Source organism: Pseudoalteromonas sp. 2CM28B (genome assembly GCF_023161935.1).
The window spans coordinates 25426-50472 of the sequence record NZ_JALNTH010000034.1 but is presented as its reverse complement, the minus strand read 5'-3'; the positions used below and the strand labels follow the sequence as shown (position 1 = coordinate 50472).

The 25047-nt window shown below is 42.2% G+C and carries 21 protein-coding genes and 1 riboswitch; of the genes, 9 read left to right on the top strand and 12 right to left on the bottom strand.

Annotation, left to right across the window (positions count from 1 at the left end; genetic code table 11):
• Positions 1-76 precede the first annotated feature (76 nt).
• The 5 genes from astD to MTN96_RS29045 all read right to left on the bottom strand — a co-directional run bounded on the left by astD (position 77) and on the right by MTN96_RS29045 (position 6024).
• Positions 77-1546 (bottom strand): succinylglutamate-semialdehyde dehydrogenase, encoded by a 1470-nt coding sequence (astD, locus tag MTN96_RS29065; protein ID WP_248533670.1) that lies wholly within the window; start codon positions 1544-1546, stop codon positions 77-79.
• Between the two features lie 15 nt (positions 1547-1561).
• Positions 1562-2578 (bottom strand): arginine N-succinyltransferase, encoded by a 1017-nt coding sequence (gene astA, locus MTN96_RS29060; RefSeq protein ID WP_076922671.1) that lies wholly within the window; start codon positions 2576-2578, stop codon positions 1562-1564.
• Between the two features lie 84 nt (positions 2579-2662).
• Positions 2663-3868 carry an aspartate aminotransferase family protein gene (locus MTN96_RS29055; protein WP_013463826.1) on the bottom strand — a complete coding sequence of 402 codons (1206 nt, stop codon included), beginning with the start codon at positions 3866-3868 and terminating at the stop codon, positions 2663-2665.
• A gap of 369 nt (positions 3869-4237) precedes the next feature.
• Positions 4238-5398, bottom strand: coding sequence for an HDOD domain-containing protein (locus MTN96_RS29050; protein WP_248533668.1), 1161 nt, complete (start codon positions 5396-5398; stop codon positions 4238-4240).
• Between the two features lie 44 nt (positions 5399-5442).
• Positions 5443-6024, bottom strand: a complete 582-nt coding sequence (locus MTN96_RS29045; protein ID WP_036980977.1) for an aminodeoxychorismate/anthranilate synthase component II — start codon at positions 6022-6024, stop codon at positions 5443-5445.
• Between the two features lie 231 nt (positions 6025-6255).
• Here MTN96_RS29045 and MTN96_RS29040 point away from each other — a divergent pair, with 231 nt between their 5' ends.
• The 3 genes from MTN96_RS29040 to glpD all read left to right on the top strand — a co-directional run bounded on the left by MTN96_RS29040 (position 6256) and on the right by glpD (position 9680).
• Positions 6256-6498, top strand: coding sequence for a YdcH family protein (locus tag MTN96_RS29040; protein ID WP_013463823.1), 243 nt, complete (start codon positions 6256-6258; stop codon positions 6496-6498).
• Positions 6499-6666: 168 nt separating this feature from the next.
• Entirely contained in the window at positions 6667-8172 is a 1506-nt protein-coding gene (gene glpK / locus MTN96_RS29035; RefSeq protein ID WP_214552142.1) for a glycerol kinase GlpK, read from the top strand.
• A gap of 5 nt (positions 8173-8177) precedes the next feature.
• Positions 8178-9680 carry a glycerol-3-phosphate dehydrogenase gene (glpD, locus tag MTN96_RS29030; protein ID WP_248533666.1) on the top strand — a complete coding sequence of 501 codons (1503 nt, stop codon included), beginning with the start codon at positions 8178-8180 and terminating at the stop codon, positions 9678-9680.
• Between the two features lie 7 nt (positions 9681-9687).
• Here glpD and MTN96_RS29025 read toward each other — a convergent pair whose 3' ends face one another.
• Positions 9688-10086: a thioesterase family protein gene (locus MTN96_RS29025; protein WP_248533664.1), complete on the bottom strand. Its 399-nt coding sequence runs from the start codon at positions 10084-10086 to the stop codon at positions 9688-9690.
• 31 nt (positions 10087-10117) lie between these two features.
• On the opposite strand from MTN96_RS29025, the gene MTN96_RS29020 reads away from it, so the two are divergent.
• The gene (locus MTN96_RS29020; protein ID WP_036980972.1) at positions 10118-10822 is read left to right on the top strand and encodes a 2OG-Fe(II) oxygenase; all 705 of its coding nucleotides are present in this window, start codon (positions 10118-10120) and stop codon (positions 10820-10822) included.
• A gap of 68 nt (positions 10823-10890) precedes the next feature.
• Here the strand turns inward: MTN96_RS29020 and MTN96_RS29015 are convergent, their stop codons facing one another.
• The 6 genes from MTN96_RS29015 to MTN96_RS28990 form a co-directional block, all read right to left on the bottom strand.
• The gene (locus MTN96_RS29015) at positions 10891-12126 is read right to left on the bottom strand and encodes a cysteine desulfurase-like protein (protein ID WP_248533662.1); all 1236 of its coding nucleotides are present in this window, start codon (positions 12124-12126) and stop codon (positions 10891-10893) included.
• A gap of 10 nt (positions 12127-12136) precedes the next feature.
• A complete protein-coding gene (locus MTN96_RS29010) occupies positions 12137-12769 on the bottom strand; it encodes a 2OG-Fe dioxygenase family protein (RefSeq protein WP_248533660.1) in 633 nt (210 codons plus the stop codon).
• A 200-nt stretch (positions 12770-12969) separates the two neighbouring features.
• Positions 12970-15567, bottom strand: coding sequence for a bifunctional aconitate hydratase 2/2-methylisocitrate dehydratase (gene acnB, locus MTN96_RS29005; protein WP_138626632.1), 2598 nt, complete (start codon positions 15565-15567; stop codon positions 12970-12972).
• 255 nt (positions 15568-15822) lie between these two features.
• Complete coding sequence (locus MTN96_RS29000) at positions 15823-16881, bottom strand: OmpA family protein (protein ID WP_069440232.1); 1059 nt, start codon at positions 16879-16881, stop codon at positions 15823-15825.
• 320 nt (positions 16882-17201) lie between these two features.
• Positions 17202-18611: a YdiU family protein gene (locus MTN96_RS28995; RefSeq protein ID WP_248533658.1), complete on the bottom strand. Its 1410-nt coding sequence runs from the start codon at positions 18609-18611 to the stop codon at positions 17202-17204.
• Between the two features lie 8 nt (positions 18612-18619).
• The gene (locus MTN96_RS28990; RefSeq protein WP_036980958.1) at positions 18620-19318 is read right to left on the bottom strand and encodes a DNA-3-methyladenine glycosylase I; all 699 of its coding nucleotides are present in this window, start codon (positions 19316-19318) and stop codon (positions 18620-18622) included.
• Between the two features lie 188 nt (positions 19319-19506).
• Positions 19507-19686, top strand: a riboswitch (Lysine riboswitch).
• Between the two features lie 127 nt (positions 19687-19813).
• On the opposite strand from MTN96_RS28990, the gene dapA reads away from it, so the two are divergent.
• From dapA to MTN96_RS28965, 5 genes are all read left to right on the top strand, one after another.
• Complete coding sequence (gene dapA, locus MTN96_RS28985; RefSeq protein WP_248533656.1) at positions 19814-20698, top strand: 4-hydroxy-tetrahydrodipicolinate synthase; 885 nt, start codon at positions 19814-19816, stop codon at positions 20696-20698.
• Positions 20699-20713: 15 nt separating this feature from the next.
• Complete coding sequence (locus MTN96_RS28980) at positions 20714-21454, top strand: 2,3,4,5-tetrahydropyridine-2,6-dicarboxylate N-succinyltransferase (protein ID WP_248533654.1); 741 nt, start codon at positions 20714-20716, stop codon at positions 21452-21454.
• Complete coding sequence (locus MTN96_RS28975) at positions 21454-22659, top strand: PLP-dependent decarboxylase (RefSeq protein ID WP_248533652.1); 1206 nt, start codon at positions 21454-21456, stop codon at positions 22657-22659. The genes MTN96_RS28980 and MTN96_RS28975 overlap by 1 nt, the downstream gene beginning before the upstream one ends.
• A 5-nt stretch (positions 22660-22664) precedes the next feature.
• Positions 22665-23786, top strand: coding sequence for a succinylglutamate desuccinylase/aspartoacylase family protein (locus MTN96_RS28970; protein ID WP_248533650.1), 1122 nt, complete (start codon positions 22665-22667; stop codon positions 23784-23786).
• Positions 23787-23963: 177 nt separating this feature from the next.
• Positions 23964-24995 carry a phospholipase A gene (locus MTN96_RS28965; protein ID WP_036980948.1) on the top strand — a complete coding sequence of 344 codons (1032 nt, stop codon included), beginning with the start codon at positions 23964-23966 and terminating at the stop codon, positions 24993-24995.
• Positions 24996-25047 lie beyond the last annotated feature (52 nt).

Genomic DNA, 25047 nt, shown 5'->3' with positions numbered 1-25047 from the left:
AGCTTTGTGAGATTGCAGTACTAAAAAAGCAGCCGAAGCTGCTTTTTTAGTGATTTATTACTAGTTTAAAAATCGATTAATCGATTTTTAAACCTGGGCTTAATGTTGCTGGCATGGTTACTTTTTCAAGTTCCACAGACGCAACAGGGTATGCACAGTAGTCAGCGGCATAATAAGCGCTTGCTCTGTGGTTACCTGAGGCACCAATACCGCCAAACGGCGCTGCACTTGAGGCGCCTGTAATTGGGCGGTTCCAGTTAACAATACCCGCACGAATACGACGTAAGAAATGATCGTAATCAGCTTGGTTATCACTGAGTAAACCTGCTGATAAACCAAAGCTAGTGTCGTTTGCTTTATCAATTGCTTGGTCAAAATCGTCAAAGCGGAATACTTTTAAAAGTGGACCAAAGTGCTCTTCATCTGGGAAGTCTTTAATATTTGTGCACTCAATAATACCCGGTGTAACAAAACCGGTGTTAGCTGTATGCTCAAGCTCAACTAACACGTCACCACCCATGGCCTTTAATTCATCTTGTGCTTTAACCATACCAGCAGCAGCGGCCGCTGAGATCATTGAGCCCATAAACGGTTGGTCAGCGTCGTCGTAGTTACCAACTTTAATTGCTTTAGTCGCTGTAATTAAGCGCGCTAAAATTTCATCGCCTTTAGCGCCTGTTGGTAAAAACAATTTACGCGCACAGGTACAACGTTGGCCGCTTGAGATAAACGCAGATTGCACAATATCGTGCACAACAGCAAGCGTATCTTCTGCATCTTTAACGATTAGCGGATTATTACCACCCATTTCAAGCGCTAAAATTTTACCTGGTTGACCTGCGAACTGTTCATGTAAAATATGACCCGTACGTGAAGACCCAGTAAAAAATAGACCATCAATGCCTTTGTGTGACGCCAATGCTTTACCTGTTTCTACTTCACCTTGAACTAGGTTAATTACCCCAGCAGGTAAACCGGCTTTTTCCCATAGTTTAAGGGTTAGCTCAGCCACCATAGGTGTAAGTTCAGATGGTTTAAATACCACGGTATTACCAGCTAAAAGTGCAGGTACAATGTGGCCATTTGGTAAGTGCCCAGGGAAGTTGTAAGGACCAAATACAGCAACAACACCATGTGGCTTATGACGGATCATCGCACGGCCTTGCGGCATAGCGTTTTCAACATCACCAGTACGGTCTAAAAATGCTTTTTCAGCAATGGCAATTTTACCTACCATGGCGCCTGCTTCAGTACGTGTTTCCCAAAGTGGTTTACCTGTTTCTTGTGCAATAGCAACCGCTAGCTCTTCGCTGTGCTCTTTTAATGTTGCAGCAAAGGTTTTTACAATCTCTAAACGCTCGCTAAAGCTTTTATCAGCCCAGCTGTAAAATGCTTCACGTGCTGATGCTACAGCGCTATCTACTTGCTCTGCGCTTGCAGCTGATGCCTGCCAAATAACGTCGTTATTTGCAGGATTAACTGAGTTAAATTCTGTGCCTTGGCCTGGTGACCATTGACCATTAATAAATTGTGCAGGATGAGTCATATACTTTCTCCTAAATTAAACTGGGGTAGCAGTAACAAAATCGCCCGATTTCAAATGTAATGCATCAGCAAGTTGCTGTGTTAATACCAGGCTGTTTGAGCGCTCGTCAAATACCATTGGCGCTACTGTTGCTCTAAAGTCTTCAAGTTTGTCATTGGCTAACAACACCATGGTATCGCCTGTCATTTCGCCAATTTCAACGCTAAAGTTTTGTGCATTGCGAATTGTCGCAATGTTATCTACTTTTGCTTCAACGGTTGGACCCGCATCAAAAATGTCAACGTAACCATTAAAAGTAAAACCTTCACTTTTTAATAGTTGAATTGCAGGGCGCGTATTGTCATGCACTTGACCTATAACCGCTTGCGCGTCTTTACTCAATAAGTTGACGTAAATTGGGTATTTAGGCATAAGCTCAGCAATAAATACTTTTTGCCCTATTCCCGTCAGATAATCTGCCGTTGGGAAGTCCATAGAGAAAAAGTGCTCTTCAAGCCACTGCCAAAATGGGCTACTACCGTTTTCGTCAGATACACCGCGCATTTCTGCAATAACGGTTTGTGCAAAGCGTTGTTGATGCTGTTTTATAAACATAAAACGCGCTTTTGAAAGCAGCTTACCGTTATAATTTTTACGATAGCCGTCTTTTAAAAACAGTGTGCACAGCTCTGTCGCCCCAGTGTAGTCATTACAAAGGGTGAGAATATCTACCGCTTTATACACATCTAGCGTGCGCGAAGAGTGAATCACTTTACTCAAATGATAATGATAAAATGCGTCATCTAAGCCAACTGCGGCTTCAATACCTGAAGTACCGACTACTTCACCAGTTTCAGTATCTTCAAGAACAAATAAGTAACCCTCATCACCTGGTTGTGATGTTGTTTTTGTAAATGAGTTAACTGAATGCGCTATCTTCTTTTGTAATAACTCTTCATTATTAGGCAAAGAAGTAAAGCCATGTCCCGACTCGTCGGCGATGGTTACTAAAGCTGCATAATCACTTTTTTGGATTGGGCGAAGGATCATCATGAATCCGCTTACTCCCTTATATATAACGGTAAATAGGAACTGCAAGGCAAACTACGTTTGCCCCTAAAGCAGTTGAATTAGCAATTACGCATTTACAACGTGGGCTACTGCTTTTTCAAAGCGTGCCATACCTTCGCGAATATCCGCTTCAGGTATGACTAAAGATGGAGTGAAACGAACCACATCAGCACCAGCAACCAATGACATTAAGCCATGCTCAGTACCGGCAACTAAAAACTCTTTTGCACGGCCTTTGTATTGCTCGTTTACCACAGCACCAATTAATAAACCTTGGCCACGAATTTCACTAAATACGTTGTACTTATCGTTAATGGCATTTAATAGCTCAGTAAATAACGCCGACTTTGCTTTAACGCCCGCTAAAACTTCTGGGTTATTTACAGTATCAAATGCGGCTTCTGCAACTGCACACGCTAATGGGTTACCGCCGTAAGTAGAACCATGAGTACCTACTTTGAGGTGCTGTGCAATTTCAGTGGTTGTTAGCATAGCGCCAATTGGGAAACCGCCACCAAGTGCTTTTGCTGAAGTTAAAATATCAGGCACTACGTTTAAACCTTGGTATGCATATAGCTCACCTGTACGGCCAACACCTGATTGCACTTCATCAAAAATTAGCAATGCATTGTGCTTAGTACATAAATCACGAACGCCTTGAGCAAATTCGTCAGTTGGCGAAATGATACCGCCTTCGCCTTGAATTGGCTCCATCATTACCGCACAGGTGTTATCGCTAATCAACGCTTCAAATGCGGCAAGGTCATTGTAGTCACAATGAACAATGTCGCCTGGCTTAGGACCAAAACCGTCAGAGTAAGCCGCTTGACCGCCTACAGTAACCGTGAAGAAGGTACGACCATGGAAACCTTTATTAAAGGCGATAATTTGCGACTTTTCCGCGCCAAATTTATCAAGCGCAAAACGACGCGCTAATTTAAGTGCCGCTTCGTTTGCTTCTGCGCCTGAGTTTGCAAAGTAAACTTTTTCTGCAAAAGTCGCATCAACCATTTTCTTAGCTAAGCGAAGCGCTGGCTCATTGGTCATTACATTAGATAAATGCCAAATTTTTTCGCCCTGCTCTTTTAATGCACCTACTAATGCAGGATGGCAATGGCCAAGACAGTTAACGGCAATACCACCAGCAAAGTCGATAAACTCTCGTCCTTGTTGATCCCATACACGAGAGCCTTCGCCTCGAACTGGAATTACGCTTGAAGGTGCGTAGTTAGGAACCATTACGTGATCAAATAATTCGCGATTGACTGTCATTTTATTTCCTCTTAATTGTGTGCATCACAAAGCAGTAGAATAGGGGTGTGATTATTGTTAATAACCAAATAGGTGGGCAAAATTAATACGATTATATTTGCCTGAAACTACGTTGTGGTTCAATTTTCAGGCGCTCATTATTTCAGAAATTTGGAGTTATGTCTCTTCAAAAACTTTCATGTACCCCTTTAAAATAAAGGGCTTAAGATATTATTTCATAGATAGTGAATAACTATTTGGCAGCTAAAAATAACGCATGCTTACCTTAGTAAGCGCCTCTACAACGAAAAAGGCATGGCGCTTATAAACCAACAGCACATGAAGAAGTAGAATTAAAGTGAATGAATAGTCGCAAAAAAATTAACAGATTTAATCGATTTGGAGTGCCAAATTAGTAAAATTACCCGTTTGTAAGGTATCTAACTCTTTTTTAGTGAACTGATAATAGCTAAACCAGCTTTGTAATTCATCGTCTTCAATAAGCTGGTGCTCTTTTAAATTTAAGTATTGAGAGTAACAACGCGCTTTTAAAATTACTTGCGCTAATGGCAATAAACTATCGCCCTTTGCTACTCCATTCACTAACTGCTGCATAACACTGTCAAGCGGCAAATATTTAAATGACATGTTCTCAATCACCTTAGCGCTAACAAGCAGTGATTTTTCATTCAGCAGTGTTGTTAAAAATAACGGATCTGGTTTTAGCTCTAATAGCGCGGTGTGTAAGTTTTTATCACCTTCTTCACGAGCACGCAGTACTTTGCGCTGCCATACCTGATCAAACACTTTTAGGTATAAGCGCACTAAAGCAATTTGCCCTACATTAAGTAACATGCCCAATGTAAACGCATGCATTGGGTTTACCCCGTTAAGCTGGGCAAACGTTTGCGCTGCAATTGCACACGACATGGTGTTGTCTTTTAACCTGCGCTTTAATAACGTGAAGGGTTCTGTGCTATGTGGCATCCAATGGCGCACTGCAAAAGTAGGCACTACAAGTTGCAGGTTATCTAAGCCCAAATAACGTAATGCCAACGCTGGGGTATCTACTTTGACTGAGGTGCCTTTACTGCGTTGCTTACGATAAAAAGGTAAATTAACTAAGGTAACCAGCTCTCGTCCAAGCCAGTTTAAATCGTTAACTAGCGGCTCTAAACGGCCAACCGAGGCGGCGCGAGTAGCCAGTATATCGAGTATGGCGCACACGTTATCTTCTATGCCAATGGTGTCTTTAATAACAAAATCGATGTCTTCAAGACGTTTAGCAATCACGGTTTCAATAACCGTATGTAATTTTTGACTGGTTTTTGCCTGTAACTTTTGATGTGAAGTACTTTTTTGTTGACGCTTTTGCTGAGCGGCCACTTCAACTTCTAATAAGGTACGATTTTTAACCGGTTTACCATCATTGAGATCTAAGGTATGAATAAAGCCTATTTGCTGATTAGCAAAACTATGACCCAGTAGCAAATCATGCGCTCGTTGATGTAGCACGTTAACAATACGCTGTTGCTGCAATGTGTCAGTCATAAGCTCTATCTTAGGGAAAAAGTAAATAGCTTGCAGGTATAAGCCTAGAAGCGTGTTAAAAAGTTATCAAGTAAAGCTAAGCCTTGCTCTGTCAAAATTGCTTCAGGATGAAATTGCACGCCTTCGAGCGCGAGCTCGTTATGTAATAATCCCATAATTTCATCACGCTGCCCAGTGTTGCTTTGAGTCCACGCTGTGACTTCTAGTTCTTTAGGCAATGAGTGTGCTTCAACAATTAAAGAATGGTAGCGGCACACTGTCAGCGGGTTAGGTAAACCTTTAAACATACCTTGATGCTGATGATAAATAGGCGATGTTTTGCCATGCATCACCTGTTTAGCTCGCACTACTTTACCACCTAGCACTTGAGCAATGGTTTGGTGCCCCAAACAAATACCTAATATAGGATAAACTCCTTTAAACTGCTCTACCACAGATAACGACACTCCCGCTTCAGTCGGGTTTTTAGGCCCTGGAGAAATCACAATATGATCTGGGTTTAACTGTTTGATCTCACTCAGCGTTATTTGGTCGTTACGTTTTACCAACACGTCTTGATCTAAGCGCTGAAAATACTGTACCAAGTTATAGGTGAACGAGTCGTAGTTATCGATCATTAAAAGCATGCAATAAAGTACTCAAAGTAATTAGGGCCTGTCGCAGGCATATTCTAACTGAAGCCTTTGCAGGTGTCAGCGTTTTGCAGCCCAACAAACATAAATAGACACACTAACAACCAATAACGGTTGATTTATTTTAGATCAGCCCAAGCTCTGTTGTATGGGGTCACCCCAAGTCACTGATCATTTTTATATAACGTGACGTGCATTATGCAACAGCCATTTAAGGAGTAACCTATGTTAGGCGAAGACCATTCATTAACCAAAGATTTTCCTGATTACACGCAAACTATTGCAAAACTTAATGCAAACGATGAAAACTTTGCAACCAAAGCAAAGCAATATAATGAAATCGATAAAGAAATTCGAGTACTTGAGCTACAAGACTCACCCATAGATGACGAAGCCATGCAGCAGTTAAAACACGACCGAATGGTATTAAAAGATTGGCTACATCAACAATTAACGGATGCTAATTAATTGTTGTTATTTGGCGCCTATTAAATTGTAGGCGCCAGAATTGAGTGTTCACCTCTCTCCCCTACCTTTCGCTCATCTATAATTTTAACCATTATGGTGCAAAAGCATTGCTATTCGTTTAGCTTAAAGACAAGCTGTCTTTATCTAAATTAAACAACACTATTTTTTATGTCTAAATACATACTCTCGATTGACCAAGGAACGACAAGCTCTCGAGCTATTTTATACACTAAAGATGCCGAGGTTTTTGACACGGCTCAACAAACCTTCCCTCAACACTTTGTGAAAAATGGTTGGGTTGAACATGACCCTGTAGATATTTGGCAAACCGTATTAAGCAGCGTTAAAAACGTATTATCGCAGCAACAAGTCACTGCCGCCGACATTATTGCCATTGGCATTGCTAACCAACGAGAAACCACCTTAGTGTGGAATAAAAAAACTGGGCAACCTATCTACAATGCGATTGTGTGGCAAGACCGACGTACCAGTGACTATTGCGATAATTTACGTCATGCTGGGCATACACAAATGGTGAATGATAAAACCGGTTTAGTGCTCGATCCTTACTTTTCTGCAACCAAAATTCGTTGGATTTTAGATAACGTCAAAGGCGCTAAAGAGCAAGCACACGCAGGTGAACTAGCATTTGGTACGATAGATACCTACTTGCTATGGCAACTCACTAACGGTAAAGCTCACAAAACCGATGCTACCAATGCCTCTCGTACATTACTGTTTAACATTCATCAGCAATGCTGGGATGAAGAGTTACTGGCTTTATTTAATATTCCAGCGTCGATGCTACCTGAGGTAATGGACTCAGCGGCTGACTTTGGGGTGACTGCAAGCGAGCTATTTGGTGGTGAAATTCCAATTTGCGGTATAGCAGGCGATCAACAAGCCGCCTTAATTGGTCAAGCTTGTTTTGAAGAAGGTATGGCAAAAAGTACTTACGGAACAGGCTGCTTTTTAATGCTTAACACGGGTGATAAAGCACTAAAATCAAATAATCGTTTATTAACCACTCTTGCGTATCGGCTCAACGGCAAACCCACCTATGCGATTGAAGGCAGTATTTTTATGGCTGGTGCCACCATGCAGTGGATAGTAGAAGGCTTAAAGTTATTAGAAAACGCAGGTGAAAGTGAAGCCCTCGTCAAAGATGTTCCCTTGGATCATGGGGTATTCTTGGTTCCCTCGTTTACAGGCTTAGGTGCGCCCTATTGGGATGCAAATGCCCGAGGCGCAATTTTGGGCCTAACCCGAGACTCAGGCATTAGCACTATTGTTGCAGCTGCCTTGCAGTCGGTGGGTTATCAAACCAAAGATCTACAAAAAGCCATGGAAGGTGACGGACTCCGCCCTAGTATTCTAAGAGTTGATGGCGGCATGGCAAATAATAATTGGGCAATGGCGTTTTTAGCCAATATTTTAGGCGCAAGCGTTGAGCGCCCTACTCTAACCGAAACCACTTCGTTAGGGGTTGCTTACTTAGCCGGTTTGCAAACTGGGCTTTATGAATCAACTGCGCAGCTTGCCAGCATGTGGAAAAGCGATCGTCGTTTTGAACCGACCATGAGCAGTGAAGAGCGCAACGATTTATATGCAAAGTGGCTACATTGCATTGCACAAGTTAGACTTTCTAATAGCAATGACGGCGAGAGTGAGTAAAATCTATGAGCGCACACGACAACGAATATGACTTACTCATTATTGGCGGCGGTATTAATGGCGCCGGAATAGCAGCCGATGCCAGTGGTCGCGGTTTAAAAGTATTATTGTGTGAACAAAACGATTTAGCCTCAGCCACTTCCTCTAATAGCAGTAAGCTTATTCATGGCGGGCTGCGCTATTTAGAGAATTATCAATTTAGATTGGTAAGAGAGGCATTACGTGAACGTGAAGTGCTATTAAAAAAAGCGCCGCATATTATGTGGCCGCTTTCTTTTAGGCTACCGCACCAAGCACACTTACGTCCTTCTTGGATGATTCGTGTGGGGTTATTTATTTACGATCACCTAGCGAAACGTGACACCTTACCTGCCTCAAAAACGATTAAATTTGACAGCAATAGTATACTTAACAACAGTATAACCCATGGCTTTGAATACGCCGATGGCTGGGTTGATGACGCGCGTTTAGTGATTTTAAACGCCCAAGCTGCTCATAATTTAGGCGCCACCATTGCAACACGCACCCGCTGCATTAAAGCAACGCGTAACGCAGATTATTGGGATGTGATTTTAGAGCAACAAGCCAGCAAGCAGCACCTAAATATAAAGGCAAAAAGTGTTGTAAATGCCGCAGGCCCATGGGTCGCGTCATTATTTGAAGATGTATTTACCCAGCCCACACCGCACACTGTTCGCCTTGTGAAAGGCAGTCATATTGTAGTGCCCCGACTCCACAATGAGCCAGCTGCCTATATTTTACAAAATAAAGATAATCGCATTGTATTTGTCATTCCTTATGAGCAAGATTACTCACTGATTGGCACCACAGATGAAGAGTACACCGGCGATATTACTGATGTAAAAATTAGTGAGCAAGAAATACAGTACCTCATCAGTATCACTAACCATTACTTTAACAACGCAATAAGCGCGGCCGATATTGTGCACAGCTTTAGTGGGGTGCGGCCACTATTAGATGACAAATCAACAGATGCTCAAGCCGTCACCCGCGATTACAAGCTGATATTAAACAACGACACCGATCATGCCGCTTTATTAAGTGTGTTTGGTGGTAAAATTACTACCTATCGAAAGCTTGCAGAAAATGCCGTTAATAAGTTAGCGCCTTTTTACCCAAAGATGAGTGGCTCGTGGACCAAAGATGCCCCTTTACCAGGCGGCGACTTTAGTAACCAAACATACCTTACCGCTCAGTTAGAAAGTAGCTACCCTTGGCTGGCAATCGACACATTAAAACGTATGGTTCGCAGCTATGGCACGCTTAGTTATCAATTACTGGGGAACAGCCAATCAATCGGTGATTTAGGTTATCACTTTGGTCATGGTCTGTATGCGCAAGAAGTTGATTACTTAGTAAACCATGAATGGGCAAGAACCAGCGCAGATATACTTTGGCGACGAACAAAGCTTGGGCTGCGCTTTTCAGAAAAACAAGTCATTGCCTTGGGGCAATATTTAACTAAACATCCAGCTTGTCATAGTTAAGCTGCGATTAACTAACTGCTACAAGGTGCTGTGTTAATGCGGCTTTTTCATCAGTCGAAAGTGGTTGCTTTGTTTTGCTAGCAAAGTCATAACGTACCATCACCGTTTTACCAATGGCGCAACACTTATCTTGCTGCCATGCTTCTTGGCGGATCACAAATGAACTATTGCCAATTTGCTCTATGCTGGTGTTAATTTTCACCTCATGGGCATAAAATAGTTCGCCAACAAACGACACTTCAACTTTAGCAATGATTAACTTCCAGTTGTGTGGATTTAGATCTGGCGTAAAAAATTTAAAAATAGGTACTCGGGCCGCTTCAAACCATACGGGGAGTACGGTATTGTTGATGTGTCCGAGTGCATCCGTTTCGCTAAAACGCGGCATCACTTTTTCAGTAAACATAATAATCCAATAATAATTAAACAGGTAACTCATGACGGACTTTATCCGCGTGTATGACAACGCGCTCAGTAATGAATTTTGCGATAACTTTATCACTACCTTTTCTCAAAGCCCGCATATTAAACAAGGGATGACATCGGGCGGTGTTGATCTTAATAAAAAAGATAGCCACGACTTATACTTAAACAATCATCCTGAATACGCAGAACAATTAAAACATATTCAACAAACCACTGCACAGTATGTTTTCAACTACATTGAAGAACATATTTTTATGATGATTGGGGCATTTGGTTTAAAGGTATATCACCCAAAAACAGGACAACCGGTTGATTTAACTCACGCCAACTATGACGAGGTAGGTAAACCACAACTCCCCTTATTGGTGCAGCAAATTTTTAGACTCGGTAATATTCAAGCGCAAAAATACGAAGTAAATAAAGGCGGTTATCCGTATTGGCACAGTGAGGTGTATCCGCAGCTACAGCATAATGAAGCACTGCATCGGGTGTTGTTATTTATGTTTTATTTAAATGATGTTGAAGAAGGCGGAGAAACCGAGTTTTATTATCAAAATCGTAAAATAGCCCCTAAAAAGGGCAGTATGGTGGTTGCCCCAGGCTACTTTACGCATACACATAGAGGCAATAAGCCAGTATCAAACGATAAGTATATTTTAACCTCATGGGTTTTGTTTAATCGAGCAGAGCAAATTTATGGAACGCCAAAAAGCTAAGTAATCAGACAATAAAAAAGCCACAAGTTTTTTACTTATGGCTTTTAAAGTGCTGAATGGGTAAGGCTTTAACCTAGTAAATCATCAAATAAATCAAATAACTTATCTAGCTCAGCTGTTGTGTTGTAATGCATACAGCCAATACGCACTACGCCGCCTTTATCAAGTACGCCTAACTGCTTGCATAAGCCTTGTGCATAAAAATTACCATCCCACACACAAATATGCTGTTTACCTAAAAACTCAGACACCTCACGCGGCTCTAGCCCTTCAAAGGTCAGTGCGAACGTAGGCGTACGCTCACTCAAACGCTCTAAATCGTCTATACCAAACAACTTAATTTTTGGGTAGTTAACTAGACGCGTTAAAAAGTATTCACTCAATGCCATTTCATGTTGTTTTGTTTTAGCAAACGCAACACGTAATTTTTCTCGGCGTGAGTGACTGTCATCAAGTTCGCTAATCGCCGCTATGTAATCAACCGCCGCAATAAAGCCTGCAAGTGCCTCAAAACTTTGTGTGCCGGTTTCCCAGCGACCTGGTGCAACATCTTTTGCTGGCTCTACTTTATAAGGTGTAAACCCTTCTAAGTGCTCAGTTTTACCATAAACCATGCCTAAGTGCGGGCCAAAAAACTTATATGCAGAACAAGCTAAAAAGTCGCAATCTAACGCTTGTACATCAATCAGTTCATGTGGCGCATAATGCACCGCATCAACATACACCAACGCACCCACATTATGAGCAAGCTCTATAATACGTTTAATGTCGTTAATAGATCCCGTGGTGTTTGAGGCATACGTAACGGCAACTAATTTAGTATTACTGTTTAATAGGCTTTCAAAATGCGCCATATCTAAACTGCAGTCGGCTTCATTAACCAGTGCAGTATTAACCACAACGCCCTTATCTTCAGCGGCTTGCTGCCAAGACGATACATTTGAAAAATGATCAGCATTGGTCACTATAATTTCATCACCTGCTTGCCAATTGCGTGAAATTGCTCGGCTAAAGCTAAATGTTAGGCTAGTCATATTAGGGCCAAACACAATATTTTGTGCACTGGGCGCATTTAACAAATCAGCCGCCGCTTGACGCGCATTCGCCATCAGCTCAACCGTTTTGTCACTTGAGAAAAACGCACCGCCCAAGTTTGAATTGTAATGCCCTAGATAAGCGGTCATGGCACTGAGTACCGACTGGGGTACTTGTGAGCCACCTGGGCCATCTAAAAATATTGGTGACTTACCATCAACGGTTTGCATTAAAGCAGGAAATTGCGCGCGCAATTGCATTAAATTCATTTTATTTCTCTTAAGCAGTTAGTACAAAGCAATCCAGGTAACCTGGTTTGTTAGCATCAATTTTGTTCATTGGCGTGGCGTTATGCCATACCTGACGGTCATTAATTAGTGCAAACATACCGTCTTTAATTTCCATTTTAAAACACGGTTCAGCTTGCTTGCTTTCGTATACTAGCAGTTCGCCGCCCTCAAGGTTTTCGTGTGAAACACCACATACACAAACATGCTCAAACCCATCTTGATGCACACCTTCTGGGGCTGCAGGCGTATCGCTATCAATGGCAAGCATTCTAAATTGATGTATTTCAATATCACGGTCTTCATCAATGCCGGTAAGCTCACAAAACTCACTTACAATGCTTTTCATACCCTGAGACTCAAGTAAGCTCTGCTCTAAGTTTTCATAAGTACGCTCAACATTACCCTGAAAGGTATTAATAGAATCGTCTTGAACAAACGCTTTGGCAGCTTGAAGTTTTAGCTCACCATTTTGAAATTTAATTACCGAGTAACGACGCTTACGAAATTCACCATCTGCATACGGATTTGCAGGTAGGTTATCAAAAGAAGGCTTAACCAAATCAATATTTGCTTGGTTAATAAAACGAAGTTGCAGAAGGTTCTGGTTGTTTAATGTAGTCATAAAATCCTGCTTATAATAATGATAATATTGCCGAGGATTTTAATGCATATAGAGAGGATTTTTTGCTTTATTAACCATATCAATGACGACATTTAACGAAAATTAATACAATCATGCAGCAAATGAAGCATTATCTATCTAATATTTTATTTGAACAATAAAAACCCGCCAAAGCGGGTTTTTTAAACACACTCTATAAATTATACAGCTTGCTGAATAATTACGTTGTCTGCCTTTTTAGTGTACTGAGGCATACGGTGGAAGTTCAAGTAACGGTATGTATCTGCAGCCGTTGCGTTGATTTTCGCTGCGTATTCTTGGTATTCAGCTGGTGTAGGTAATTTACCTAAAATTGCCGCTACTGCAGCAAGCTCAGCTGATGCTAAGAATACATTTGCCCCTGTACCTAAACGGTTAGGGAAGTTACGTGTTGAGGTAGAAACAACCGTTGCTTTATCAGCAACACGTGCTTGGTTACCCATACACAGAGAACACCCTGGCGTTTCGATACGTGCACCAACACGGCCAAAGATACCGTAGTAACCTTCGTCAGTTAGTTGGTCTTTATCCATCTTCGTTGGTGGAGCTACCCAAAGTTGAGTTGGGATACGACCGCTAAAGCCATCGAGTAATTTACCTGCAGCACGGAAGTGACCAATGTTAGTCATACAAGAACCGATGAATACTTCGTCGATTTTCTCGCCAGTAACATCAGAAAGTAAACGCGCGTCATCTGGGTCATTTGGCGCACACAGTACTGGCTCTTTAATCTCAGCAAGGTCGATTTCAAGTACGTGTTTGTACTCTGCGTCTTTATCAGCTTCCATTAGTTCTGGGTTTGCTAACCAGTCTTGCATTGCAGTAACACGACGTTCAATCGTACGTACATCGCCGTAACCTTCAGAAATCATCCACTTAAGCATAACAATATTAGACTCAAGGTATTCGCTGATAGACTCTTTAGAAAGTTTAACAGTACAGCCAGCAGCTGAACGCTCTGCTGATGCATCTGATAGCTCAAACGCTTGCTCGACCGTTAAGTGCTCAACACCTTCAATTTCTAGTATGCGACCAGAGAATTCGTTGATTTTACCTTTCTTCTCAACCGTTAATAGGCCTTCTTTGATACCGAAGTAAGGGATAGCATGTACTAGATCACGTAAAGTGATACCCGGTTGCATTTCACCTTTAAAGCGAACCAAAATTGATTCAGGCATATCTAGTGGCATTACACCCGTTGCAGCTGCAAACGCTACCGCCCCCGAACCTGCTGGGAATGAAATACCTAATGGGAAACGTGTATGTGAATCACCACCCGTACCTACGGTATCTGGTAATAACATACGGTTTAACCATGAGTGAATTACACCATCACCAGGGCGAAGCGATACACCGCCACGATTCATAATAAAATCTGGAAGCGTATGGTGCGTGTTTACATCGATTGGCTTAGGGTAAGCCGATGTATGACAAAAAGACTGCATTGTTAAATCTGCAGAGAAACCTAAACAGGCTAAATCTTTAAGCTCATCACGCGTCATAGGACCTGTTGTATCTTGCGAGCCAACCGTGGTCATTTTAGGTTCACAGTATTGGCCTGGGCGAATACCGGCAACGTTACATGCTTTACCAACCATTTTTTGCGCAAGCGTAAAGCCTTTGTCTGATACTTCAGTCACTGCTGGTACTTTAAATACGTCAGTTGCGCCTAAACCTAATGATGTACGCGCTTTGTCTGTAAGACCACGACCAATGATCAATGGAATACGACCACCAGCACGAACTTCGTCTAAAATTACCTCTGATTTAAGTTCAAATGTAGAGATCACATCATCAGTACCGTGGCGCTTAACTACACCTTCGTATGGGTAAATATCAATTTGGTCACCCATGTTGAATTCATCAACATTTAACTCGATTGGTAACGCACCCGAGTCCTCCATTGTGTTGAAGAAAATAGGCGCAATCTTGTTACCTAAACATACACCACCCACGCGCTTGTTTGGTACGAATGGGATATCATCACCCATAAACCAAAGCACAGAGTTTGTTGCAGACTTACGCGAAGAGCCTGTACCAACAACGTCACCTACGTAAGCAAGTGGTAAGCCTTTAGTTTTTAATTCTTCAAGCTGAGTGATTGGACCTACTTCACCGTCTTTGTCAGGGTTAATACCATCACGCTCATTTTTAAGCATGGCTAATGCATGAAGCGGAATATCAGGACGTGACCATGCATCTGGTGCTGGTGATAAATCATCTGTGTTTGTCTCGCCAGTGACTTTAAATACCGTAACAGAGATTTTTTCAGCAACGGCTGGCTTATTGACAAACCATTCTGCAGCAGCCCAAGACTCTATAATTTGCTTGGCGTATGCATTACCTGCTTTTGCTTTTTCTTCTACATCGTAGAACGCATCAAACATTAATAATGTGTTCGAAAGGCCTTTTACTACAATTGGCGCTAACGCTTCGTCATCAAGTAGTTCAACCATTGGTGCAATATTGTAGCCACCGAGCATAGTACCTAGTAACTCAGCTGCTTTTTCTTTAGAAATCAACGGAGAAACAGCTTCACCTTTAGCAACAGCCGCTAAAAAGCCTGCTTTAATGTAGGCTGCATCATCAACACCTGGTGGTACGCGGTTGATCAGTAGTTCTAGGATGAACTCTTCTTCACCTGCCGGTGGCGTTTTAATTAGCTCAATAAGATCAGCCGTCTGCTGAGCATCTAATGGCGCTGGTACGATACCTAACGCGGCACGTTCTTCTACGTGTTTACGATATTCTTGTAGCACAGTATTGCCCTCTTGGTGACGTTAAAGTATTCGGTGGTGTTTACTAAACACACCATAACCCAATACCTATAGTATTCTATCTGCCGATTATAAAGCTTTTGTGCATAGATTAAAATCCATCCAGTTATACAACTAGTTATACCGATTATTAATAATATGAATAGTTAACAAAGTAAAACCAACTCCCATGAATACCTATTAAGCAGCCATAAAAAAACCCAGCCTAAGCTGGGTTTTTACTCAATAATGAGACTATTAACGTAATACTTTTACACGTTTAATAGATTTTACGTGTGCTTCAACGCGGCGGTTTTCAGCATGCGCTTTTGCCGTATTCGCTTCATTTTTAAGGCGTTCTTCACCTAAACCTACCGTTGTAATGCGATCTTCTGCAATACCATCAGCAATTAGCTTTTTAGCTACTGCATCAGCACGTTTTTTAGATAACCATTTATTGTAAGACGCTTTACCTACTGCAGACGTATGACCTTCAAGAAGCACTGTTGTATCTGGGTACTCTTTTAAGAAAGTCGCTACTTCATCAATATCATTTAAGTACTGCTGCGAAACTGAAGAATCATTGTTAGGGAATGTTACTAACAAGCTTACTGTTACTTCAGTATCTTCATAAAGTGTACAACCATCGCTACCAACAGCATCTGTCATAGGTGTATTGGCACATTTATCATCTACATCAGGGATGCTGTCTTTATCTGTATCAGCAAGTGCTACCGGCACAGGAACAATTTCTGGCTCTGGTGCAGGCTCAACCGGTGTTACTGGCGCCGATTTTTGACCAAAGAAGTAGTTTATACCTAATTTAGCGCCAACATCTGTGTAGCCTTTATCTAAACCTTGGTAAACACTGGTTTCAGCATTAACAAAAAAGTTGTCTGTAACAAAGTGTCGGTAACCTACACCTGCGTTTAAAAACGTGTTGTCATCAACAACATCAATATCTTTCAGACCAAATAAACCGTAGAAAGGACCGCCACCAAAGTGGTAAAGTGCATCGATACCATAACGTTCGCCGTCAATATCGTTGCGGTTGTTCAATACTTTGTCGTGAGCATTAAAGTCTAGGTCTGCGTACTCTAAACGCGCACTCCAGTAATCATTAAAGCGGTAGCCTAATTCAGCACCCCAGCCTGTTGACTCATTAACGTCAAGGCCAGCTTGCTCACGCATGTTTTTCCACGAAGCATCGTAATAATCGCCGAATGCACCGATGTAAAAGCCTTCTTGCTCGGCTGCGAAAGTAGATGCGCTAGTTGCAGCTAACGCAATAGCCATTGTAAGTGATTTTAATTTCATTGTTTTCTTCCCATTTTAACAACTAAAAATATAGCTAAGCATTGCTAGCTCTTCTAACTTACTTATATAGTAACTGAGTCTTTGTTAATCAATGCTTAACGCAAATATATTTTTTCAATATCTAGGATAATAAAACTAGCTCATAAAAAATGTCGATGAACACAGGCTAGCTCAAAAAGCAAACAATCGCTTTAAACCCCACACGATCACTGGCCTTTATGGAGTTATGGTATCACTCGTTCATAGTTTACTCTATGAATGAACATTGCAGGAGTAAAAAATGACCTTTTATATTCATTTTAAGATGCAACAAACAATACTTAAGTACCACAAAAAGTACGATAATTCTTATCATCTTCAGGCGGCTGTTGAAACTCTGTAGCTTGCATATTGCTTGTGTAAGGGCTCGACATCACTTTGCTAAAACGACTGAGTAGCTCACTATCCCCATGCGTAGTGTACTGAGTAATAATATCTTCAATAATATGATTACGGGGAATCACACTTGGATTTGCCTGTCGCATTATATTATAACTATGCTCGTTAGTTCGTGTTTGCCATTGCTGTGCCCACGATACGAGTGCTGATGGTATTTGCGCTTGTCCAGTTAACGATTCAGTTAACGCATTAAAAGTATTGGTATAATCAAGCTGGTGTTGTTTTAATAACCCTAGTAACTCTCCCACCAACTTATTATCTTTATCATCCGCGACTGTTAACCCTAACTTTTGCGTCCACATAGCGCTAAATTGTTGGTTAAATTGCGTTGAAAAGCCCTCAATTAAAGGCGTCATCAATGCCACCGCTTGCTCGTCATCATCACTGATCAGCGCCATTAGACTCTCTGCTAAGCGGGCACAGTTCCAACTTGCCATGTTTGGCTGATTACCAAACGCATAACGCCCTTGTTTATCAATAGAGCTAAACACGGTATCAAAATCAAACTGGTTCATCATGGCACATGGGCCGTAATCTATGGTTTCACCACTAATTAAGGTGTTATCGGTGTTCATAACACCATGAATAAACCCCACCCTCATCCAACTTACGACTAATTTGACTTGGTTGGCGATCACTGCAGCTAAAAAATCTAAATAACGCTGAGCACCAGTGCTGTTAATCTCGGGATAGTGTCTTTGAATGGCTAAGTCGGCTAAGTTTTTTAGGCTAGTAACGTCACCTTGAGTGGCTAAATATTGAAACGAGCCCACCCGTATATGACTGCTGGCGAGTCGGGTTACAATAGCACCTGGTTGAGGTGGGTTGCGATAAACGGTTTCGCCACTGCCAACCACGGCTAAACAACGCGTTGTTGGAATACCAAGCGCGTGCATAGCTTCGCTCATTACGTACTCACGAATAGCTGGACCTAATGCACAGCGGCCATCGCCTCCGCGCGAAAATGGCGTAGCACCAGCGCCTTTTAATTGCACATCCCAAAACTGATTTTTATCATCGCTAATCGCACCGAGCAAATGCGCCCTACCATCCCCTAGTCGCGGTGAAAAGTGACCAAACTGATGACCAGAATATCCCAGTGCCACTGCAGAAACTGCTTGAGGTTCATTTCCACTGAATATATTTGCTCGTGAATCGGCACTCACCTGTATATTAAATTGCTTAGCTAGGGGCTCATTCCATAACAATAACTGTGGCGCTGCCACTTTAGCCGGATGATCGCTAATAGCAAAGCCGTCACCAATATTGGTATACCTTGGCACTAATTTCATGATTAATCCTATTGTTGTTGGCTTATTCCTACTCGGTTGTCGCCGACACCATAAGCGACAATTAAGCTTAGCTCTTGCATACTTAAACCGCTTTGCTGCTGCAGTTCATTAAAAAAAGCTTGCGCGGCATTTAATGATTTTTTGGTTTGTAAGCCGCCATCTATAATTTTGTGCGCACGTAAATAGCTCTCTACGTCTCGGGATAATAAAAAGGTGTCTTTCCCTAATGCACGCAAAGCATAAGGACCGGTATTGCCCCCTAAACGCGCACCCTGTTTTTTCAAATATGCCCACAAACCAATAATATCTTCACTTGGCCAATTAGCTATAAACTGACTAAAACTACCATGCTGCTGCGCAACTTCATGGATCATATATGCATTTTCAGTAATAGTTTTTACTTTTTTATAGTTGCGTACAATCCGCTCATCACTGGCTTTTTGCTCAAGCATATCCGGTGGCATCATCAGTAACTTTTCAACATTAAAATCCCAAAAAACCTCTCTAAATCCTGCCCATTTACTATTGATCACCGACCAATAAAAACCACTTTGAAATACCTTGCGAGTAAATTCTTCTAGCCAATCATCATCACTTAATGTGCTGAGTTGCTTTGTTGATAAAGGTTTTGCGAGTAACAACTTAAGCATTTTTTCAGAGCCCTTTCGCTCCACTGCTCGCTTATAAATATCGCTAAATTTTTCCATCTGCTTAATACCTTACTTCTACTGTGAGGTTAGTGTACGAGAAAAGCAGCCAATACGTAATAACTGTCAATCAGGATGAATCAATCTGAATTTAGTCACTTGACACCTAGACGGCTAAAATGGTTTAATCGCCGCACTTACCCTATTACATTGTATTTGCTAACTGGCTTTTCAAGTAGCGAGTACAAAGGGCTAGAAGAGGTGCGTTATTCAGGTAGCGTATGTTAGGAGCGCAAACTCCAATGAGCATACGTGAGGGGAATTAACGCCGAGAGGTAACACTTTTTTGTGAAAGATTACTTCGGGCGACTAGGTTGAATCCTAGCGACTGTCACCAATAACATATTTGGTGGAGAGCTTCTGGTCTTAGTATAATAAGGCCGTGCGCCCTATTATTTAAGCCCATTCGCTCTTCGAATTATAAACACATTCAAAGAGTCAGGCATCCTAAATACCCGCCAAAAACTCGACGAATGCCCTATAAGTTCGTGAGAGATGATCAACAACTTCAATATTAACAATTTCCATTTATGGACTGCGCTGATCACCCCATTTGATCAAAATGGCCTAGTTGGTTACGCAACCTTAGACACCTTGGTGGCCGAACAAGAAGCCGCTAACAACGGCATTTTATTACTTGGTAGCACTGGCGAAGGGTTAGCCCTGACCCTAAAAGAGCAGCAAGCCATCGTAGAGCATGTCTGCCAATTACAGCCGAGCGTCCCCCTTATGGTTACGGTAGGCGGTAGTAACTTAAAGCAGCAGCTTGAATGGGTTAACTACTGCAACCAACTGCCTATCCATGGTTTTTTACTTGGCTCGCCTTTGTACGCCAAACCCGGTGCAGTGGGGCAAACACATTGGTTTGAAAGCCTGCTCAATGCCAGTTCTCATCCGTGTATGCTTTATAACGTACCAGGACGAAGCGCCGTAAGCATTCCCATTGCGACTATTGAAAACCTCAAACATCATAAAAATTTATGGGCACTCAAAGAAGCCAGTGGCTCTATCTCTCAATTTGAAGCCTTTCGAAAAGCGGCGCCTGATTTAGCTATTTTTAGTGGTGATGATGCCCTCATGCCTTATTTTGCCCAAGCAGGTGCAAAAGGTTTAGTGTCGGTTGCAGCCAATGCATGGCCAGTGCAAACCCATGAGTTTGTAAAGCGCAGTTTAAGCGGCCAACACCCTAATCTTTTTGTCCAGTGGTCTAGTGCTATCAATAGCTTATTCTCAGTAGCCAACCCTATCCCAGTCAAAGTGTTAATGCATTTACAAGGGCGTATTGACAGTCCGTATCTACGCCCACCTTTAACACACCTTGAGTTGACACACACCGATGACATTTCATCGGCAAACAACACCATTTTATCTTGGCATTAAATACAGGTTTTTATAATGAACTGGTTAGAACTATTAAATAATTTAGAAACGGGCGCGGTTCGCGCAGCAACACAAGACGAAAACGGCCAATGGCACGCTAACGTAGAAGTAAAGCAAGGCATTTTAGAAGCCTTTAAAAACGGTCAAAACACCGAGTTTGCTGGCGGTTTTGTTGATAAACATAACTTAGCACCGCAAAGCTTTGACGCCACAGCAGGCGTTCGCATGGTACCCGGTGGTTCAAGTGTGCGCCGTGGTGCACATGTTGCCAAAGGCACTATTATTATGCCACCTGCGTACGTAAATATTGGTGCATTTATTGACGAGGGCACTATGGTAGATAGCCACGCGCTCGTAGGGTCGTGTGCTCAAGTAGGTAAAAATGTGCATTTAAGCGCAGCGGTACAATTAGGAGGGGTACTTGAGCCCATTGGTGCCAGCCCTGTGGTTATTGAAGATGATGCCTTTATTGGTGCAGGCTGTGTGATTGTTGAAGGCGTGGTAGTTAAAAAAGGCGCGGTACTTGCTCCAGGTGTTCGCTTATCTGCAACCATCCCTGTTTATGACTGCGTAAATGAGCGCCAGCTTGATAAAGGCGAAGCTATCCCTGAATACGCGATTGTGATCCCTGGATCTCGCCCTGCGTCAAACGATTGGGCGCGTGAGCAAGGCTTAAGCATGTCGTGTGCGTTAATTGTTAAATACCGTGACGAGCAAAGTGACGCGTCATTATTGCTTGAAGAGGTTTTACGTTAATGACCTTTTTGAGCACGCCCGTTAAAAGCGCTATTGATAAGCTATCAACTGAGCTTGATACGCCCTTTTTTGTTTATGATCTTGATTCACTAAACACACATTTAACGCGTTTAGTAGCACAAACCGAGGTAAAACTCTGGTATGCAGTTAAAGCGAACCCGTTATCTAGCGTGATCCAACGTTTAAATAACGCTGGTTTTAACTTTGATGTCGCCAGTAAAGGCGAGCTTGAGCAAGTCCTTGCTCAAGGAATTAACAGTGAACGCGTGCTCAACACGGGGCCTGCAAAAAGCCCAAAACAAATTAAGCACTTTATTGCGCGTGGCGTACGTACCTTTGTGGCCGAAAGTCTCAATCAGGTACGTTGGCTCAACGAACAAGCGATTGCTCAGCAGTGCCAGTTGCAAGTATTACTGCGCGTTCAATTACGCTGGCCCGAGGGTGATAAAAACCCGCTAGGGGGCGATAGTCTTACTCCATTTGGCTTAGGGTGCGACGAGTGGCAGGCGCTAAATACCAGTGACTACTATGCACTTAATTTTGACGGTCTGCATATTTTTCAGTGGGGCAACATGCTTAGCAGCGACAAACTTGCTGAACTGTGGACACAAATGATTGCGCCGTTAAGGCAACTTGCTGAGGATTTAAATATTAACCTCAAGGTGCTGGATTTAGGTGGTGGTTTAGGTATTCCCTATACACTTGATACGCCCACTCTAAGTTGGGATGCACTCATAGAGGCGCTTGCAAAAATTAAATGCGATGCGGGGGTTACTGAGCTATGGATGGAACTAGGTCGCTACGCTGTAGGCGAATGCGGCCACTACGTCACACCTGTTGTTGAGCGCAAACTAAATTACGGCCAACAACAGGTGATTATGAGCGGCGGCATTAATCATTTATTGCGCCCTGCGGTCACCAGTCAAGATTTCCCTGCGCGTTTGTTACGAGATTCAAACGCAGCAAATCAAGCAATGAGCCTATACGGCCCCTTATGTACTGCACTTGATTGCTTAGGAGAGCACCAATTACCCAGTGATTTAAATGAGCAAGACTGGTTAGTATTTAGTCAATGCGGTGCCTACGGTTTTACCGAAAGTATGCCGTACTTTTTATGTCATGAGCTGGCCGGTGAATATGTTATACACAATGGCGTATTGAGTTGCGTGCGACAAGCAGAAGATGCAAGCCACTACTTGAGGTAAAAAAGATGAATAACACCACAGCTATAAGCCAAGAAAACATTGTAGTTGGCGAAGTCGCAAACGGACTACCACTGACTATTCCTGTGTATCGTTTAAAAGGCGATGGCACCGGCCCAAGTGTGTATATACAAGCTAATATGCATGGCGCAGAAGTGCAAGGCAACGCGGTAATTTACCAATTACTTGAGCAACTAAAAGCACTTAATTTAAAAGGTGATATTACCTTAGTTCCTTACGCTAACCCCATTGGCTGTAATCAAAAGTCGGGGGAATTTACCCTTGGCCGATTCGATCCCATTACGGGGACTAATTGGAATCGCATGTATCACTGCAATAATAAACTTGCATCACAGTTTGCAAAGCAGTTCAGCGATGCCGATGATAAGATTCTGAAAACAGCCTTTAAAGCCGCGTTAATTAATGACGTTGAGCAACAACTCAACGGCCCTGATTATCGTTTAACAACGGGGAAACGGATTGCGCTAAACTTACAAAAATTGGCGCATCAAGCAGATATAGTTTTAGATTTACACACCGGCCCTATTTCTAGTCAGCACTTATATTGCCCTGAGTATGCGACCGATAGCGCGCGTTACTTCAATATTCCCCATGTGCTGGTTATTCCTAATGACTTTGATGGCGCAATGGATGAAGCAAGCTTTTGTCCATGGTGGCAGCTTAGTGAGCAACTTGCTCAGCAAGGGCGTGAATTTAACGTGCAAGTTGAAGCCTTTACGGTAGAGCTTGGCAGCCAAGAAAAAATCGATTTAAGCGCGGCACTAGACGATGCCAATAGTATTTTAAGTTATTTAAATCATAAGCAAGTATTTGTTGATGCCCCCTACAAGCCAAAATTGATGACAAGATATGGCTGCCAACTAAATGATTATATCGCTTATTACGCCCCCATGGGTGGCATGGTCGAATACCTAGCACCTCTTGGCGGGCATGTTAAAGCTGGAGAACCCATTGCTAAAATACTGCGAATGGAGCGCTATTTAAGCGAACAACCGCTGCAAACTCTAAGCTTTGATCTCGATGCAATTGCGATATTGCATTTTGCCTCAGCGAGTGTGAATCAAGGTACCGAACTGTATAAATTTTTTACCAACGTCTTTGAGCTTTAGCTCACCCCTTCTCATTGCGTGAGAGTTAGCTAGTAAATAACTAGTTACACAGTAAAAGCGACTTAGGTCGCTTTTCTTTTTAAAGTATTAAAGTTCAGGACAAATTCACCGTTTATGTGTTAAAAAGGCGCTATAATTAGCAAAATACTGACTTCCCTCACTTACAAAGGAATTATAATGAGTTGGCGCCATTGGATACTACTTTCTACATTACTCAGCACAACCGTTGTTGCTGAAGAAACAGCGAATAACGAGCAAAACAATGAACTTGAGCTGGTAAAGCAATGTATTTTAAATGAAGTGATCGGTGGAGACGGTAAGCAAACCCTCGATCAATTACGTAAAAAGTGTTCTGCCGTTGAAGAAAGCAAGCAGCTAACGGCTATCGACAAACGCCAAGCCCGTGAAGCGGTTGGTAAAAAAAATCGTAATGTAATTACCCCACATAGACGTAATTATATTTTACCTGTTTCTTATATGTCGAACCCAAACACTCGCCCGTTTGATGGATTTGCAGAGTTAACCGATAAAAAAGATGGCGACCCACTTGATAACTTAGAAGCTAAATATCAGCTATCAATTAAAGTGCCTTTGTATGATGAGTTTGCCGACTCAGACCAAGCTATATTTTTTGGCTTTACTTTGCAGTCATACTGGCAAGTATATAACGACGATATTTCCTCTCCTTTTCGTGAAACCAACTACGAGCCAGAAGTATTTTGGATTAATTACTTAGACCCTGAAAACGTTTTATGGGGCGATGAAATGGCAATAGCTATTGGTATTTCGCACCAATCTAATGGTCGTAGTCAGCCAAACTCGCGTTCTTGGAATCGCATTTATGCCGATTTCATTTGGGAAAAAGACGGCTTTGTATTTAGCTTTAAACCTTGGTATCGCATTCCTGAAAACAAAAAGCCTGCGCCGTTAGATGCACGAGGTGACGATAACCCTGATATCTATAAATACATGGGTTACTTTGAATTTGGTGGCGCGTATCGCTTTCACGATCATGAATTTAGTTTTATGACTCGTAATAATTTAAATTCAGATAACCGCGGGGCAATTCAGCTTGATTGGTCATTCCCTCTATGGGGAAGAGTACGCGGCTATGCACAGTACTTTAATGGTTATGGTGAAAGTTTAATAGACTATAACGCCGATATTGAACGCTTTGGTGTGGGTATATTACTGACAGATTTACTGTAAAAAACGCTTATAAAAAAAGCCAAGCAACTCGCTTGGCTTTTTCGTTTATTTT